This window comes from Rhodobacteraceae bacterium LMO-JJ12, from assembly GCA_021555075.1.
Lineage (GTDB): Bacteria > Pseudomonadota > Alphaproteobacteria > Rhodobacterales > Rhodobacteraceae > JAKGBX01.
In genome coordinates this window covers 2,285,277-2,301,006 of sequence record JAKGBX010000001.1, presented here as the reverse complement: position 1 = coordinate 2,301,006, position 15,730 = coordinate 2,285,277, and the positions used below count along the sequence as shown (strand labels likewise).

Genomic DNA, 15,730 nt, shown 5'->3' with positions numbered 1-15,730 from the left:
TGCTCATGGCAAGGGCCGCTCAAGCAAGATCGCCACCACAAACCAGATCAGCGCTGGCATCCCCGCGACACCAAACAGCAGCCAATACCAGCGCCGCTCATGCGCTAGCCACATCAGCGCCAACGCCATCACCGGCGCGGTATAGACGAAGCCGACAAAACTCATCACCCAGAGCGCGCCGATCAAGACCCCGGCAAACAGCGCCGCGCGGTTCCAGTGCAGCAATCCGGGGCTGGCATCGCCCGACGGGCGCAGGATCAGCGCCACTCCGCAAACCCCAAGGATCACCGCGACGATCCGGGGCAGGGTGCGCGGCTTGAGCCAGCCATAATCAACCGTTTCCACCTGCCATGGCACGATCACGAAATAGAGCAGCACGGCAAATACCACGACCACCAGACCGAGAATTCGGTCTGTGGTCATGGCCTGTGCCGACTTACCGCTCATCGTTGCTCACCCGCCGAGGGTTAATTGGCAAACAGCGCGCCAACATTGACAAGCCCCTTGTGCATCATCTCTTTGGTGCCCTCAGGCCCCAGATTGATGATCGGCGATTTCAGCGAATTCATCACCGCGCTTGTGACCTCTTCGCTCTCAAGTGCCGCCGCCAGCGCCGCGCTCAAAGCTTCGCGCGCGTCATCCGGCGTGCCTTTGGTCGTGGCGAAAAAGAACACCGGATCGACATAGATATCAAAGCCTTGCTCCATCAACGTCGGCGTGTCGGGGGCATAGTTGTGGCGCGTGTCATTGATTGACGCGATCATCTTGACCTGTCCGGCCTCAAGGAAGGGCAGGTGCTCACCCGCCTCAAAGCCCGCAATCGCCTGTCCGCCCAGCACCAGCTTGACGTTCTCCGCCCCGCCCTTGGTCGAGAGGAACTGAAACTCCACCCCGGCCTTTTGCATGACATAGCGCATCGCCAATTCCTGTGGCTTGGCATCAAACGAGAGCGCCGCGCCGCCATTGGCCTTGGCATAGTCGATCAGCCCGGCAACATCGTCAAACGGCGCATCGGTGCGTGCAATCATCGCCAATTGCGCGCGCGACGCGGTGCCAAGATAGTCAAAGCTGTCGAGATCGAATTTCAACTTGTCCGGCCGGTTTACCAGATTGACCAGCAAGGGCATGTTGACCCCCAGACCGATGATCGAGCCATCAGCAGGCCGGTTGGCAATCCCGGTGAACATCGCCACGCCGCCCCCGCCGGGCTTGTTTTCGGCGATCACGTTCCAACCGGTTTGTTCTTTCAAAACCTTGGCAACAACGCGCCCGATCGTATCGGTCGAGCCCCCCGCGCCAAAGCCGATTTGCAATGATAACGTGCCTTTAGGCGCCCATTCCGCGCTGGCCATTCCGGCCACCATCACGCTTGCAACCGTCAGCGCAGCCGTCACTAATCCTTTGATCTTCATGATTTTATCCTCCCAGATACGGACTCTGTCATGCCAATGCGCCGGGGCGCTGTGCTCGTGGAATCCTGCGTTAAGTAAGCCATAAACTTGTTAACAGAGCAATGAATTTATGAGGCCCTCCGGTGTGAAGGGATTGAACAGGCCCCAACCCTTCGCCTATAGAGTCGCGACAAGCATAGCACATCTCAGGGGAGCCTCATGGCCGGCCATTCAAAATGGGCAAACATTCAGCACCGCAAGGGGCGCCAAGACGCGGCGCGATCCAAACTTTTCTCCAAGCTCGCCAAGGAGATTACCGTGGCGGCAAAAATGGGCGATCCCGATCCTGACAAGAACCCGCGCCTGCGGCTGGCGGTTAAAGAGGCCAAATCGCAATCCGTTCCCAAGGATGTGATCGACCGCGCCATCAAGAAGGCGATGGGCGGGGACGCCGAGAACTATGACGAGATCCGCTACGAAGGCTATGGCCCGAATGGCGTGGCCGTTATCGTCGAAGCGATGACCGACAACAAGAACCGCACGGCCTCCAACGTGCGCTCGACCTTTACCAAGCATGGCGGCAATCTGGGCGAAACGGGCTCGGTTGGTTTCATGTTCGAACGCAAGGGCGAGGTGAGCTATCCGGCAGACGTGGGCGACGCCGATACCGTCATGATGGCCGCCATCGAAGCAGGCGCCGAAGATGTGGAAAGCTCGGAAGACGGCCATGTGATCTGGTGCGCCGATACCGATCTCAACGAAGTTTCCGGTGCTCTGGAAACGGCCTTGGGTGAAAGCGAAAGCACCAAGCTGGTCTGGAAGCCCACCACCACGACCGAACTTGATCTGGAAGGCATGCAAAAGCTGATGAAGCTGATCGACGCGCTTGAGGATGACGACGACGTACAGCGCGTCACCGCCAATTTCGACGCCTCTGACGAGGTGATGGAACAGCTCTGAGACCTGCACGCAAAGTGCACTCAACGGCACGGGAAGATGCGCAGTTTGCCCGTCTTCCCGTCGGCTCTACTCCTCCTGAAGCAATACCGATCTCGCCCGCGTCTTCACGGCCTCGGTCACCGGGTCCATTACCGGCGCCATCATCCGGCTGACCTGCCAATAAAGCGGCTTGTCGAGCGTGGCGATCTCTTGGCTCAGTGGTGCAAGAACGCCGCGTCGGATCATACGCCGCACCATCGGTTCGGGGTTCAGCCCCCATCCCATCCCGCGCCGTGCGGCTTCGACAAACGCCTGCGCTGACGGCATGCCGTGACTGGGCGGGGTAATCCGCGCGCCGAAATGTGTCGTCATCCATTCGGCCTGCAAGCCGTCCTTGGCATCAAATTGCAGCATTGGGGCGCGCGCCAACGCCTTGGGCGTAAGCCCATCGGGAAACCAGCGCTCGATAAAGCTGGGGCTGGCGGTGGCGATATAGCGCAGCGCACCCAATGGGTGTACATCGCACCCTTGCACCGGCCGCGACTGCGCGCTGACCGCCGCCAGAACCTCGCCCCGCCGCAGCCATTCGCCCGAATGCGACTGGTCATCCACCACCAGATCATAAAGCGCACCCTCGATCCGGCTGAGCCCGCCCAGAAGCCATGTCGCAAGGCTATCGGCATTCACCGCAATGCGCAGCCTTGCAGGAAAAATGCTTGCACCAACGGCTTCGCTGCGCCCCAGATCCTGCCCGGTCTGCGCTTCCAGCAATGCCACCGCCTCGGCGTGCGCCGCAAGCCGCCGTCCCGCATCGGTGCCCCGGCAGGGACTTTCGCGCAGCACCAAAACCGTGCCGACCTGCTCCTCCAATGCCTTCAGCCGCTGTGAAACCGCCGATTGTGTGATGCCAAGCGCGCCTGCCGCGTTCTCAAAACTGCCCAGCCGCAAGATTGCGGACAAGGCAGCCAATTGCCTGCTGTCGAACTGCATAAGCCCCCCTAATTCCTTCCCTGTATCTTTAATTGGACCTAGCGCGAATTGCCGGTTAGGCCAAGCAAAAGGTGAATGAGGTGTCGTCATGATCGAAGCTACGCTGGCGGGTTTTTCGCTTGGATTTTCCCTGATCCTCGCGATTGGCGCGCAAAATGCCTTTGTATTGCGTCAGGGTCTCCGGCGCGAACATGTGCTGGCGACGGTGCTTGTCTGTGCGCTCTCGGATGCGCTGCTGATTGCCGCCGGGGTGGCAGGGTTCGGGGCGCTGGCGCGCGCCGTGCCGTGGTTCGAAACGCTGATGCGCTATGGCGGGGCGGCGTTCCTCTTTTGGTATGGCGCGCGTAATTTCATCGCCGCGTGGCGTGGTGGTGCAGCCCTCGACAGCGGCGGCGAAGCCCGTCATTCGCGTCGTGCAGTGCTGCTGACTGTCGTCGCGCTGACCTGGCTCAACCCGCATGTCTACCTTGATACGGTGGTCCTGTTGGGCTCAATCTCGGCGCAATACGACAACCGGTTGGCGTTTGCCCTCGGCGCGATGTCGGCCAGTGTCATCTTTTTCTTCGCGCTCGGGTTTGGCGCGCGCTTGCTGGCCCCACTTTTCGCACGCCCAGTCGCCTGGCGGGTACTGGATGTGGTGGTGGGGGCCACGATGTGGCTGATCGCGGCGTCTTTGCTCTGGGGGTAGGGCGCACTAGTCAAATGGCACCGGCACGGCCGAGGACGTGGCACGGGCCAACAAAGTGCCGTTGGCATCAAACAACTCGCCCTCAAGAAAGGCGATGCGCTTGCCAAGGCTCAAGACCCGCCCCTTACAGATCAGCCGCCCCGGCCTGGCCGGTTTGAGAAAGCTCACATTGATGTCGATGCTTGATGCCATGACCTTGCCATGCGTCAAGGTGACAAGCGCCGGCCCCATCGTATCATCCAGCATCGCCGCCACGAACCCGCCCTGTATCACGCCGCGCGGATTCAGCGTTTCAGGGCCGGGATTAAAGGCGATTTCGATCTCGCCCTTGTCAGAATCCTCGCTCACCAACTCCCATCCCAGAAGGGCCGAAGCAGGGGGCATCGGGAAGTTTTCAAATACGCTGGGCATCGGCCTGTCCTTGATCTGTGGCACTGTCTGGCACCGAGCTTTGAGTTGGGAAGACGGCAAGGCAAGCGTTCCGTTGCGTTGCGATCTGGCCAAGCCTCGCGGTTTCGACGGAACGTTAACAAGTATCGCAGCTTGAAGCCCCGTAACAATCATGCCCAGATGTCGCCATGGACAATCGCGCGACCACCAACCCCGTCATCGGGGTTTTCTGGATGATCATAACCGGCTTCTTGTTTGTTGGCGTGACGGCGCTCGTCAAACTTCTTGGCCCACGGATTCCCGCATCCGAAGCGGCCTTTCTGCGCTATGCGCTGGGTTTGGTGTTCCTCCTGCCGATGGTCCGGCCACTGCTGCGCGCGCGTCTGAGCCGGGGGCAACTGGCGCTGTTCACCTGGCGCGGGCTGGCCCATACCGGCGGCGTGGCGCTGTGGTTTTACGCCATGACCCGCATTCCCATCGCTGATGTCACCGCGATGAACTATCTCTCGCCGATCTATGTCACGCTGGGCGCGGCGATTTTTCTCGGCGAAAGGCTGGCGTTCCGGCGCATTCTGGCCGTGGTGGTGGCGCTGATCGGTGGCCTGATCATCCTGCGCCCGGGCTTTCGCGAGGTCGGTGCGGGGCATCTTGCGATGCTGTTCGCGGCATTCTTTTTCGCCACGTCCTATCTGCTGGCCAAACGCATGGCCGATGAGACCGGTGCCGCGGTGACGGTGACGATGCTGTCATTGATGGTGACAATCGGGCTGGCGCCGCTGGCCCTGATGAACTGGGTGACGCCCACAGGGTATGAACTCTTGCTGTTGTTGGCCGTCGCTGCGGTGGCCACAGCGGGGCATTACACCATGTCTCTTGCGCTGGCGGCGGCCCCGATTACCGTGACCCAGCCGGTAGGCTTCCTGCAACTCGTCTGGGCGGTAACACTGGGCTGGCTGGTATTCGATGAAGGACTCGATATCTGGGTCATCGTCGGTGGAGGGGTGATCATCGCGGCAATCAGCTTCATGACCTGGCGCGAGGCGGTGCTGAAACGCCAGTTGCGCACGCCGGTCGCCCCTGCCACCAAACTCTGAAGTCACCAGGGTTTAATTACTGCGGCTTGAGAACTGGGGCGCTGCCCCAGACCCCGGAATATTTTGGGCAAGATGAAGCAGGCGCCGGATTGGTTTGTCAGGTCAAGAGCGCGGATCGAGCAGTTTGGCCAAGACCCTGTCCTTGGTGACCTGTCCTACAATCCTGCCGTTTTCCTCAACCCCGACCGGGGCACCGGTTTGGCCAACCTTTTCCATCACTTCGCGGATGTCGGTGTCCGGGCCAACCGTCTTGCGCGGCGTGCCTTCGAGCGGTTCCATCACGTCACGCGCACACAGCACGCCAAGCGGGTTCATATGGGCCACAAAATCGGCCACATAGTCATTCGCGGGGTTGGAGAAGATCTCTTGCGGGGTGCCGCATTGCACGATCCTCCCGCCCTCCATGATGGCGATGCGGTTGCCGATCTTGAAAGCCTCGTCGAGATCGTGGCTGACGAAGATGATGGTGCGGTTCAGGGTCTTTTGCAGATCCAGCAATTCGTCCTGAAGCCGGGTGCGGATCAGCGGGTCAAGCGCCGAAAACGGCTCGTCCATCAACAGGATCGGCGCGTCGGTGGCAAAGGCCCGCGCCAGCCCGACGCGTTGCTGCATCCCACCTGACAAGTCACCCACCTTGCGTTCGGCCCAGTCCGACAACCCCACGATGGTCAGTTGATCGTCAACCTTGCCACGCCGCGCGGCGGCGGGCATCCCGCCTAGTTCGAGGCCAAGCCCGACATTCTCGCGCACCGTGCGCCACGGCAGCAGGCCGAAGGCCTGAAACACCATGGCGATATGGGACAGACGCATTTCGCGCAGGGTGTTGGCGTCGGCTTCGGTGACATTCACCATCTCGTCGCCCCGCCGAACGTGCACCGCCCCGCGACACACCGGGTTCAGCCCGTTGACCGCGCGCAAGAGCGTCGATTTGCCCGACCCCGACAGCCCCATCAGCACAAGGATTTCCCCTGCCTCAACTTCCAGCGCGCAATCATGCACGCCCAGAACCTGACCGGTGCTTGCCTGAATTTCCGGGCGCTCCTGCCCGGCATCCATCAGCGGCAGCGCCTTTTCCGGGTGATCGCCGAAAACGATCGACACATTGTCGAAGATCACGGCAGTGTTGGTATCATTGCGGCTCATTTGCGATCAATCCTCAGCATGCGATCAAGAATGATGGCGACCACGACAATAATGAATCCGCTCTCAAACCCGAGCGCGGTATTCACTTGATTGAGCGCGCGCACCACCGGCACGCCCAGCCCGTCGGCCCCAACCAGCGCCGCAATCACCACCATCGACAGCGACAGCATGATCGTCTGATTAAGCCCGGTCATGATCTGGGGCAGGGCATAAGGCAACTCGACCTTCCAGAGCACCTGTGATTTGGTGCCGCCAAACGCCTGCGCCGCCTCTAACAATGGCTGCGGCGTTGAAGTGATCCCGAGATGGGTCAGCCGGATCGGCGCGGGCAGAACAAAGATCACCGTCGCGATCAGGCCGGGCACCATGCCGATACCGAAAAACACAATCGCCGGGATCAGATAGACGAATGTCGGCAAGGTCTGCATCAGATCAAGCACCGGGCGCATCCAGGAATAGAGCCGCGGGCGGTGCGCCGCGGCGATGCCAATCGGCACGCCAATCGCCATGCAGACCACACATGCGCTGAGCACCAGCGTCAGGCTTTCGGTGGTTTCCTCCCAATAGCCCTGATTGAGGATGAAGAGAAACCCGATCCCCACCAAAAGCGGCATCTTCCAACCACGCTGCAACGCCCAGGTCAGGGCCATGAAAGCCGCCACGATGACTAGCGGGTGCGGGCTTTGCAACACCCACAGGATGGCGTCGATCAAAAGCTCCATCACCCAGGCAAGCCAATCAAAAAACGGCTCGCCGACCTCTTGCAGCCAGTCAAAGAACCGCTTGGCGAACTTGCCGATGGGAATCTTGTTGTCGGTCAGCCAGTCCATGCTGTGACCCTCTCATTGCGTTGTGTTGTGTTCGATGGCACGTTCGGCGCGTTCACAACCGAGGGCCCCTGATGAGTGATCTTGTATTTTATACCAACCCCATGTCGCGCGGTCGTATCGTGCGCTGGATGCTCGAAGAGATCGGGCAACCCTATGACACCTATATCGTTCAATACGATACCGAGATGAAATCCCCCGATTTTCTCAGGATCAACCCGATGGGCAAGGTTCCCGCGATCGTGCACAACGGCCATGTGGTGACCGAATGCGCCGCGATCTGCGCCTATCTGGCCGAGGCCTTCCCCGAGGCCGGGTTGGCACCAAACGCAGATGAGCGCGCTGATTTCTATCGCTGGCTGTTCTTTGTCGCGGGGCCGGTTGAGGCGGCCATTATCAATCACTCTTTTGGCTTTCATTTGCCCGATGATCCAATGGCCAGCCGCCGGGCGGGCTATGGCCGCGGTGTTGAAGACGTTATCAATGCGCTGGCAACCCTGTTTGAGGACGGGCGCGACTATGTGACGGGCGCGCGGTTTAGCGCGGCGGATGTCTATATCGGAACGCAAATTCAATGGGGTCTGCAATATGATACCATGCCCGCTCGTCCGGGGTTTGCTGAATACGCCGCACGTCTGGCGGAGCGCCCTGCGGCCCGATCCGCGCGCGCCAAGGACGATGCGTTGGTCCCGCAACAGACCTGACCCTTTTGGCGAAACGCCCCCGGCCATCCGGCAGGGGGCATCCTTTTGCAATCGCGCAACCTTACTCCAGCGCCGCCTTCACAGCAGCAACAGCGTCGCCACCGTCCATCGTGGTCACACCGTCGAGCCAGCCCATATAGGCATCCGGGTTGGCCTTGAGCCACGCGGCGGCAGCATCCTGCGCATCTTCACCATCGTTCAGGATCGCGCCCATGATCTCGTTTTCCATGGCCAGCGTGAATTCGAGATTGCCCAGCAATTTGCCGACATTCTTGCACTCATCAACATAGCCCGCGCGGGTGTTGGTCAGAACGGTGGCACCGCCAAGGTTGGGACCGAAGTAATCATCGCCCCCTGTCAGATAGCCCATCTCGAAATTGGCGTTCATCGGGTGTGGTTCCCAACCAAGGAAGACAATCGGCTCGCCTTTCTTGGTGGCGCGTTCAACCTGCGCCAGCATGCCTTGCTCGCTGCTTTCCGCCACTTCCATGCCTTTGAGACCGAACGCATCCTCGTCGATCATCGACTGGATCAGACGGTTACCGTCATTGCCCGGCTCAATGCCGTAAATCTTGCCGTCCAGCGCATCCTTGTGCTTGGCAATATCGGCAAAATCCTTGATCCCCATCTCGGTCGCGGCCTTGTTCCCGGCCAGCGTATATTTCGCGCCTTCAAGGTTGGTGCGCACGGTGTCGACGGTTTTGGCTTCGCGATAAGGCGCAATATCGGCCTCCATCGTTGGCATCCAGTTGCCAAGGAACACATCGACATCGCCATCGGCCATGGCGCGATAGGTCACCGGTACCGACAGAACCTTGATGTCGGTCTCATAGCCAAGCGCATCCAGAACCACCGTCGTGGCGGCGGTTGTCGCGGTGATGTCGGTCCAGCCAACATCCGAAAAGATGACTTTGCCACAGGCCGCATGGCTTTCAGCCAGAGCCGGGCCTGCGAACGCCACGGCCAACGCCAGAGCGGAAATTGAAGTCTTGAAGGTCATTTGAAGTCTCCCGGTTGGTCTTCGTGTTTTTCTTGATTGACGAGTCAATAAAAACAAAACATGGTCTCGGGGCAAGTGAATTCTGGAGAATGCCATGCCCAAGCTCGGGATGGAGCCTATTCGACGCGAAGCGTTAGTGAAAGCAACGATTGCGGAAATCGGCGCACATGGCACGCTTGATGTCACGGTCAGCCAGATCGCGCGCCGCGCCGGTATGTCAAGCGCGCTGGCGCATCATTACTTTGGCGGCAAGGAGCAGATATTTGTCGCCGCCATGCGCTATGTAATGGGGGTTTACGCCGCCGAAGTGCGCGGTGCGCTGGCCATGGCCGATGACCCCCTGGCGCGGGTTGAGGCGGTTGTGCGCGCCTCGTTTTCCGAGCGGAACTTTCGCGCCGACACGGTCGCGGGTTGGCTCAATTTCTATGTGCTGGCGCAAACCTCCGATGAGGCGCGCCGCCTGCTCAATGTCTATCACCGTCGCTTGCGCTCCAACCTTGTTCATCCGCTGCGTGCCTTGGTGGGAAATCGCGCCGAAGAGGTGGCCGACCGCGTCGCGGCCCTGATCGACGGCGTATATATTCGCCAGACCCTGGGCCAGGGCCAGCCCGACAATGCCGCCGCCGTGGCGCAATTGCGCCGCTGCATCGAACTTGAAACCGGGCAGGGCGCATCATGAGTAAACCCAACATCCTGATCTTCATGGTCGATCAACTGAACGGCACGCTCTTCCCCGATGGCCCGGTCGATTGGCTGCATGTGCCGAACCTGCGCAAACTCGCCGCGCGCTCAACCCGGTTTCAAAACGCCTATACCGCCAGCCCGCTTTGTGCGCCGGGCCGCGCCGCCTTTATGACGGGCCAATTACCCAGCCAGACGGGCGTTTATGACAACGCCGCCGAGTTCGCTTCGTCAATCCCGACCTACGCCCACCACCTGCGCCGCGCGGGCTATCAAACCTGCCTCTCGGGCAAGATGCACTTCGTCGGCCCCGATCAACTGCACGGGTTCGAAGAACGCCTGACCACTGATGTTTACCCGCCCGATTTCGGCTGGACCCCGGATTATCGCAAGCCGGGCGAGCGGATCGAATGGTGGTATCACAACCTTGGAAGCGTGACCGGCGCGGGCGTGGCCGAAATCACCAACCAACTCGAATATGATGACGAGGTGGCCTATCACGCCACCCGCAAAATCTATGATCTGGGCCGGGGCCATGACGACCGCCCATGGGCGCTCACGGTCAGCTTCACCCACCCGCATGATCCCTATGTGGCACGCAAGAAATATTGGGATTTATATGAGGATTGCAATCATTTGCAGCCCGAAATTAATCCAATACCTTATGACGAACACGACCCCCATTCCAAGCGCATTTTCGATGCCAACGATTGGCGCTCTTACGATCTGACACCCGAAATGGTCGCCCGCTCGCGCCGCGCCTATTTCGCCAATATCTCTTATCTCGACGACAAGATCGGCGAAGTGCTTCACGCCCTTGAGGCAACCCGACAAGAGGCAATCATCCTTTTTGTCTCCGATCACGGCGACATGCTGGGCGAGCGTGGTCTCTGGTTCAAGATGAGCTTTTATGAGGGATCGGCCCGCGTGCCGCTGATGATCTCATCTCCCGACATGACGCCGGGGTTGGTGACAACGCCAGTCTCAAATATCGACGTTTGCCCGACGCTTTGCGATCTCGCAGGCGTCAGTATGGAGGAGGTTGCGCCATGGACCAGCGGCCAAACTCTGGTGCCATTGGGGCAGGGCGGTGCGCGTTCAGAACCCGTCGCGATGGAATACGCCGCCGAGGCGTCCTATGCGCCGATGGTGTCGCTGCGCTATGGCAAGTGGAAGTTCAACCGCTGCACGCTTGACCCCGATCAACTGTTTGATCTTGAGACCGATCCGCACGAGTTGACCAATCTGGCCGAGGTGCCAGCCCACGCCGGTACATTGGCGCAATTGCAGGCCAAAGCCGAAGCCCGTTGGGATCTTGCCGCCTTTGATGCCGACGTGCGCGCCTCCCAAGCCCGTCGCTGGGTGGTTTACGAGGCGCTCAGACAGGGCGGCTATTACCCTTGGGATTATCAGCCGCTTCAGAAAGCGTCCGAACGCTACATGCGCAACCATATGGATTTGAACGTGCTGGAAGACAATCAGCGCTTCCCGAGGGGGGAATGATGCAAGCCGATTACGTGATCGTGGGCGCAGGCAGCGCCGGGTGCGCCATTGCCTATCGTCTGGCCGAAGCCGGGCATTCGGTTCTGGTGATCGAACATGGCGGAACTGATGCCGGGCCGTTCATTCAAATGCCCGCCGCGCTGTCTTATCCGATGAACATGACGCGCTATGACTGGGGCTATATGAGCGAACCCGAGCCGGGCCTTGGCGGGCGACAATTGGTGGCGCCACGCGGCAAGGTGATCGGTGGCTCAAGCTCGATCAACGGCATGGTATACGTGCGCGGCCATGCGCGCGACTACGATCATTGGGTTGAGAGCGGCGCGGATGGCTGGGGCTTTGCCGATGTGCTGCCCTATTTCAAACGCATGGAAAGCTGGCATGACGGAGGGCATGGCGGCGACGCCTCATGGCGCGGCCATGATGGCCCGCTCCACATCACCCGCGGGCCACGCAAGAACCCGCTCTATCACGCTTTTGTCGAGGCGGGGCGGCAAGCGGGCTACCCCGTGACCGAGGATTATAACGGTCAGCAACAAGAGGGCTTTGGCCCGTTCGAGCAAACCGTCTGGAAAGGGCGGCGCTGGTCTGCGGCCAATGCCTATCTCAAACCGGCGTTAAAGCGCGACAACTGCGCCGTGGTGCGCGGGCTTGCCACCCGCATCGTGATTGAAGATGGGCGCGCAACGGGCGTGGAAATCCTGCGCGGTGGCAAGCATCAGATCATTCGTGCGAATGCCGAGGTGATCGTGGCGGCCTCTGCCTTCAACTCCCCCAAACTGTTGATGCTATCAGGTATCGGCCCCGGCGCGCATCTGGCCGACCATGGCATCGAGGTGCTGGCCGATCGCCCCGGCGTCGGCGCCAATCTTCAGGACCATCTCGAAGTTTACTTCCAACTGGCCGCACTTCAGCCGATCACGCTCTACAAGCATTGGAACCTGTTCTCCAAAGGGCTGATCGGCGCGCAATGGTTGTTTACCAGGACCGGCCTAGGCGCGACCAACAATTTTGAATCCTGCGGCTTCATCCGTTCCGCCGCAGGCGTCGAATACCCCGATATTCAGTTCCATTTCCTGCCCTTCGCCGTGCGTTATGACGGCAAAGCAGCGGCAGAGGGGCATGGCTTTCAGGCCCATGTCGGCCCGATGCGCGCGGCCTCGCGCGGGGCTGTGACCCTGCGTTCACCCGACCCAGGCGAAGCACCGCGCATTCAGTTCAACTATATGAGCGAGGAGTCTGACTGGGTCGATTTCCGGCGCGTCATTCGCCTCACCCGCGAGATTTTTCAACAAGACGCGTTCAAACCCCACGTGCGCCACGAAATTCAACCCGGCGCCGATGTCACCTCTGACGCGGCGATTGATGATTTCCTGCGCGACCACGCCGAAAGCGCCTATCACCCCTGCGGCACCTGCAAGATGGGGCGCGCCGATGATTCCATGGCCGTGGTCGACCCCGAATGCCGGGTGATCGGCGTCGAGGCCTTGCGCGTCGCCGACAGCTCGATTTTCCCGCGCATCACCAACGGCAATCTCAACGGCCCGTCGATCATGGTGGGGGAGAAGGCGGCGGATCATATTCTTGGCCGCGCGCCCCTGGCCCCGTCAAACGATCAGCCGTGGATTCATCCCAACTGGCAGGTTGCACAACGCTAAGAGGGGGCTGTTTTCGCCCATCACATCAAAGAAAGCCGCCCGAATGATACGACAGCCAGAAAGAAGAAATCTGCAACCCGGCACGTGACTTATCAACCCGCATTCCTATCTCTGATACTGCATCCGGTTTGATCCTAATCAAGGCTCGTGGGTCTTTACTCGGTCTAACCTCAGTCGCAACAAAAACCCTACAGGAGACAGGCGCATGGGTCACACCCCTCACGAACTGAACGAAGAGTTCCCTGAACACGCGAAAAAGATGGCCGCTTTAAAGGCCAATAGCCCTCATTTCGCCAAGCTCGCTGATGAATATCACGAGATCAACCGCGCCGTACACCGGGCCGAAACCAATGTCGAACCGGTCGAGGATCTGGCCGAAGTCGAAATGCGCAAGAAACGTGCCGCCCTGAAAGATCAGATCTACGCGCTGCTCAGCGAAGAATGATCATGGCGTGCCGACACGCTCGATAAACTGCCACAAACGCGGCAGCACATCCGAACGCCACAGATCGGTGTGATGCCCGCCTTTGACAGTCAGGAAGTCCTTGGACTTTGACGGGGCGGCGGCGAAAAGCTGCCGCCCTTGCTCTATTGGAATAAGCGCGTCATCACTGCCGTGCAGGATCAAGAGCGGCGCGCGCAACACCTTGATCCGCTCCAGAGAGTTCCATTCGCTTTTCATCCGCCCGATCAGCGGTTCAAGCTGCGGGTAAGCCGCCAGTGCCACGGCGCGCACCGAAGTAAACGGCGCTTCCAGCACGACAGCGGCCGGTTGCTTGCCCACCCGGCTCACCGCCGCCAGCGCCACGCCAGTGCCGAGACTTTCGCCATAGATCACCACCGGCGCCGCCCCTGCATAATCCTCGACCCGCGCAAAAAGCCGCCCGGCATCAAACGCCAGCGCGGTTTCCGATGGTGTGCCGCTCGACCCTGACGAGCCGCGATAAGCCAGCGCAACCACGCCATACCCCCGCGCGACAAACCGCGAAAATCGCCCCGCGCGCGCCGCCAGATTACCAGCATTGCCATGAAAATAGAGGATCACCGGCTTGCCCGGTTTCGCCTCTGCCACCCACAGGATCAGCTTTTGACCGCCGCTTTCAAACACCTCGGCGCGCAGCGGCAGACCCATCGCCACCGGGTCAACTTGTGTGGAATTAAACGGATAGACCAATTCGCGCTCAATCCGGTCAAACGCGAACAACCCGCCCAGTGAGACCACACTCAGAAGGGCCAGGATTTTCAGCATCTATCCCACCTCGTAAGGCAGAACGCCGCGCGCATTGGCGTCGATGCTCAGCCGTCGTTCCAGCGGTGGAACCGAGCGTTGATGGCAATTCACCCGCTCACATATCCGGCAGGAAATGCCAATCGGCTCAAAGCTTTGCCGCTCGCTCACATCCAACCCGTCGGCATAGACAATGCTGCCCGCATGCGCCACCTCACATCCCAGACCAATGGCAAAGCGACGCACCGGCGCCCCATAAGAGCCGCCCGGTTTCGACACATCGCGCGCAATCGAGATATAGCGTACCCCATCCGGCGTTTCGGCTAACTGACGCAAGAACCGCCCCGGCGTCTCGAATGCACGATGCACATTCCACAGCGGGCACGCGCCGCCGAACCGCGCGAATTGCAACCGCGTGGCCGAGTGCCGCTTGGTGATCGTGCCCGCCTGATCCACCCGCACAAAAAAGAACGGAATGCCCTTGGCGCCGGGCCGTTGCAACGTGCTCAAGCGATGTGCCACCTGTTCGATCGAGGCGCCAAATCGCTGCGCCAGCCGTTCAAGATCGTGGCGCGTCTCATGCGCCGCCGCGTGGAATTTGCCATAAGGCATCAGCGCCGCACCGGCGAAATAATTGGCCAGCCCGATCTTGGCGATGGCGCGCGCCTCGTCTGTTTGAAACCGCGCCAGATCAAGCGTCGCCTCCAGCAACGCATCCTGTTTCAACAACGCCAGTTGCAACAAAAGCTGAAAGGTTCGGGTTTCCGGCGTGGTGCGCGCCGACAGGACCAACAGCCGCGCCTCGGGATCAAAGCGGCGCAGCATCGAGGTGTCGCTTTCCTGAATGCGAATGCCTTCGCTGGTCAGGCTGCGATGCGCCAGCGCCCCGATCCCGGCGCGCTCCGCACCGCTGGCAAAGTGCTCGGCGGCGCGATCAACCGCATCAATGTAATTGTCGCAATAGTGGAAGAAATCGCGCACCTCATCCCATGGGCTGGCCAGCCTCGAAGATTCCGAGGTGCGCGAATCCTCGCGCCCAAGCGCTTCATCCAGACTGGCCAGCCTCTCGTGGGTCTGCCGGTAGGCGCGGTGCAGTTCGAGAAACGCGCGCGCCAGCCCCGGCGCGTTGGATGCGGTAAGCCGCAGATCGGCCAGCGGCGGCGGGTCGTCGGCAAACACCGGGTCGGCCATCGCCTCGCGCATGTCCGACACCAGCCGTTCACTGTCGCCCGAACTCAACTCGGTCACGTCAAAGCCGAATTCCTGCGCCAGCGCCAAAACAACTGTGGTGCTGACCGGGCGCTTGTTGTTTTCCATCTGGTTGAGATAGGGCAGCGAGATCCCCAGCTTGGCGGCGAAATCCTTCTGGGTCAGCCCAAGACGGCGGCGCGTTTCGCGCAGTTTCGCACCGGCATAGATTTTCGGATTGGCCATAGTGTCTCCGGCGCCTTCGCAATTGCACTGCATAACTGCAAACTGAATATTGCAAATCCC

17 protein-coding genes are annotated in these 15,730 nt (G+C 60.5%); 8 read left to right on the top strand and 9 right to left on the bottom strand.

Going from position 1 to position 15,730, the window contains the following annotated elements; translation table 11 throughout:
- Positions 1–3: 3 nt before the first annotated feature.
- Positions 4–447, bottom strand: coding sequence for a tripartite tricarboxylate transporter TctB family protein (locus LZG00_11050; GenBank protein MCF3594539.1), 444 nt, complete (start codon positions 445–447; stop codon positions 4–6).
- Positions 448–467: 20 nt separating this feature from the next.
- Positions 468–1,412, bottom strand: coding sequence for a tripartite tricarboxylate transporter substrate binding protein (locus LZG00_11045; protein ID MCF3594538.1), 945 nt, complete (start codon positions 1,410–1,412; stop codon positions 468–470).
- Positions 1,413–1,610: 198 nt separating this feature from the next.
- Here LZG00_11045 and LZG00_11040 point away from each other — a divergent pair, with 198 nt between their 5' ends.
- Positions 1,611–2,351, top strand: coding sequence for a YebC/PmpR family DNA-binding transcriptional regulator (locus LZG00_11040; protein ID MCF3594537.1), 741 nt, complete (start codon positions 1,611–1,613; stop codon positions 2,349–2,351).
- A gap of 66 nt (positions 2,352–2,417) precedes the next feature.
- Here LZG00_11040 and LZG00_11035 read toward each other — a convergent pair whose 3' ends face one another.
- The gene (locus LZG00_11035) at positions 2,418–3,320 is read right to left on the bottom strand and encodes a LysR family transcriptional regulator ArgP (protein MCF3594536.1); all 903 of its coding nucleotides are present in this window, start codon (positions 3,318–3,320) and stop codon (positions 2,418–2,420) included.
- 88 nt (positions 3,321–3,408) lie between these two features.
- Between LZG00_11035 and LZG00_11030 the strand changes: the two genes are divergently transcribed.
- Positions 3,409–4,008 carry a LysE/ArgO family amino acid transporter gene (locus LZG00_11030; GenBank protein MCF3594535.1) on the top strand — a complete coding sequence of 200 codons (600 nt, stop codon included), beginning with the start codon at positions 3,409–3,411 and terminating at the stop codon, positions 4,006–4,008.
- A gap of 6 nt (positions 4,009–4,014) precedes the next feature.
- Here the strand turns inward: LZG00_11030 and LZG00_11025 are convergent, their stop codons facing one another.
- The gene (locus LZG00_11025; GenBank protein MCF3594534.1) at positions 4,015–4,419 is read right to left on the bottom strand and encodes a PaaI family thioesterase; all 405 of its coding nucleotides are present in this window, start codon (positions 4,417–4,419) and stop codon (positions 4,015–4,017) included.
- Positions 4,420–4,586: 167 nt separating this feature from the next.
- On the opposite strand from LZG00_11025, the gene LZG00_11020 reads away from it, so the two are divergent.
- On the top strand, positions 4,587–5,492 hold the full coding sequence (locus tag LZG00_11020; protein ID MCF3594533.1) for a DMT family transporter: 906 nt from the start codon (positions 4,587–4,589) through the stop codon (positions 5,490–5,492).
- Positions 5,493–5,594: 102 nt separating this feature from the next.
- Here LZG00_11020 and choV read toward each other — a convergent pair whose 3' ends face one another.
- Together choV and choW are read right to left on the bottom strand one after the other, a co-directional pair.
- Positions 5,595–6,635 carry a choline ABC transporter ATP-binding protein gene (gene choV / locus LZG00_11015; GenBank protein MCF3594532.1) on the bottom strand — a complete coding sequence of 347 codons (1,041 nt, stop codon included), beginning with the start codon at positions 6,633–6,635 and terminating at the stop codon, positions 5,595–5,597.
- Positions 6,632–7,465, bottom strand: a complete 834-nt coding sequence (gene choW, locus LZG00_11010; GenBank protein MCF3594531.1) for a choline ABC transporter permease subunit — start codon at positions 7,463–7,465, stop codon at positions 6,632–6,634. The genes choV and choW overlap by 4 nt, the downstream gene beginning before the upstream one ends.
- Before the next feature lie 71 nt (positions 7,466–7,536).
- Here choW and LZG00_11005 point away from each other — a divergent pair, with 71 nt between their 5' ends.
- Positions 7,537–8,166 carry a glutathione S-transferase family protein gene (locus tag LZG00_11005; protein MCF3594530.1) on the top strand — a complete coding sequence of 210 codons (630 nt, stop codon included), beginning with the start codon at positions 7,537–7,539 and terminating at the stop codon, positions 8,164–8,166.
- A 61-nt stretch (positions 8,167–8,227) separates the two neighbouring features.
- On the opposite strand, the gene LZG00_11000 is transcribed toward LZG00_11005, so the two are convergent.
- The gene (locus LZG00_11000) at positions 8,228–9,166 is read right to left on the bottom strand and encodes a choline ABC transporter substrate-binding protein (protein ID MCF3594529.1); all 939 of its coding nucleotides are present in this window, start codon (positions 9,164–9,166) and stop codon (positions 8,228–8,230) included.
- Between the two features lie 94 nt (positions 9,167–9,260).
- Between LZG00_11000 and betI the strand changes: the two genes are divergently transcribed.
- The 4 genes from betI (at position 9,261) to LZG00_10980 (ending at position 13,453) form a co-directional block, all read left to right on the top strand.
- Entirely contained in the window at positions 9,261–9,845 is a 585-nt protein-coding gene (gene betI / locus LZG00_10995; GenBank protein ID MCF3594528.1) for a transcriptional regulator BetI, read from the top strand.
- A complete protein-coding gene (gene betC / locus LZG00_10990; GenBank protein ID MCF3594527.1) occupies positions 9,842–11,350 on the top strand; it encodes a choline-sulfatase in 1,509 nt (502 codons plus the stop codon). Before betI ends, betC begins: the two co-directional genes overlap by 4 nt.
- Positions 11,350–13,008 carry a choline dehydrogenase gene (betA, locus tag LZG00_10985; GenBank protein MCF3594526.1) on the top strand — a complete coding sequence of 553 codons (1,659 nt, stop codon included), beginning with the start codon at positions 11,350–11,352 and terminating at the stop codon, positions 13,006–13,008. Before betC ends, betA begins: the two co-directional genes overlap by 1 nt.
- 205 nt (positions 13,009–13,213) lie before the next feature.
- On the top strand, positions 13,214–13,453 hold the full coding sequence (locus tag LZG00_10980) for a DUF465 domain-containing protein (GenBank protein MCF3594525.1): 240 nt from the start codon (positions 13,214–13,216) through the stop codon (positions 13,451–13,453).
- Here the strand turns inward: LZG00_10980 and LZG00_10975 are convergent, their stop codons facing one another.
- Positions 13,454–14,257 (bottom strand): alpha/beta hydrolase, encoded by an 804-nt coding sequence (locus LZG00_10975; GenBank protein ID MCF3594524.1) that lies wholly within the window; start codon positions 14,255–14,257, stop codon positions 13,454–13,456. It abuts the gene before it with no gap.
- Complete coding sequence (locus tag LZG00_10970; protein ID MCF3594523.1) at positions 14,258–15,670, bottom strand: short-chain fatty acyl-CoA regulator family protein; 1,413 nt, start codon at positions 15,668–15,670, stop codon at positions 14,258–14,260.
- Positions 15,671–15,730: the final 60 nt, after the last annotated feature.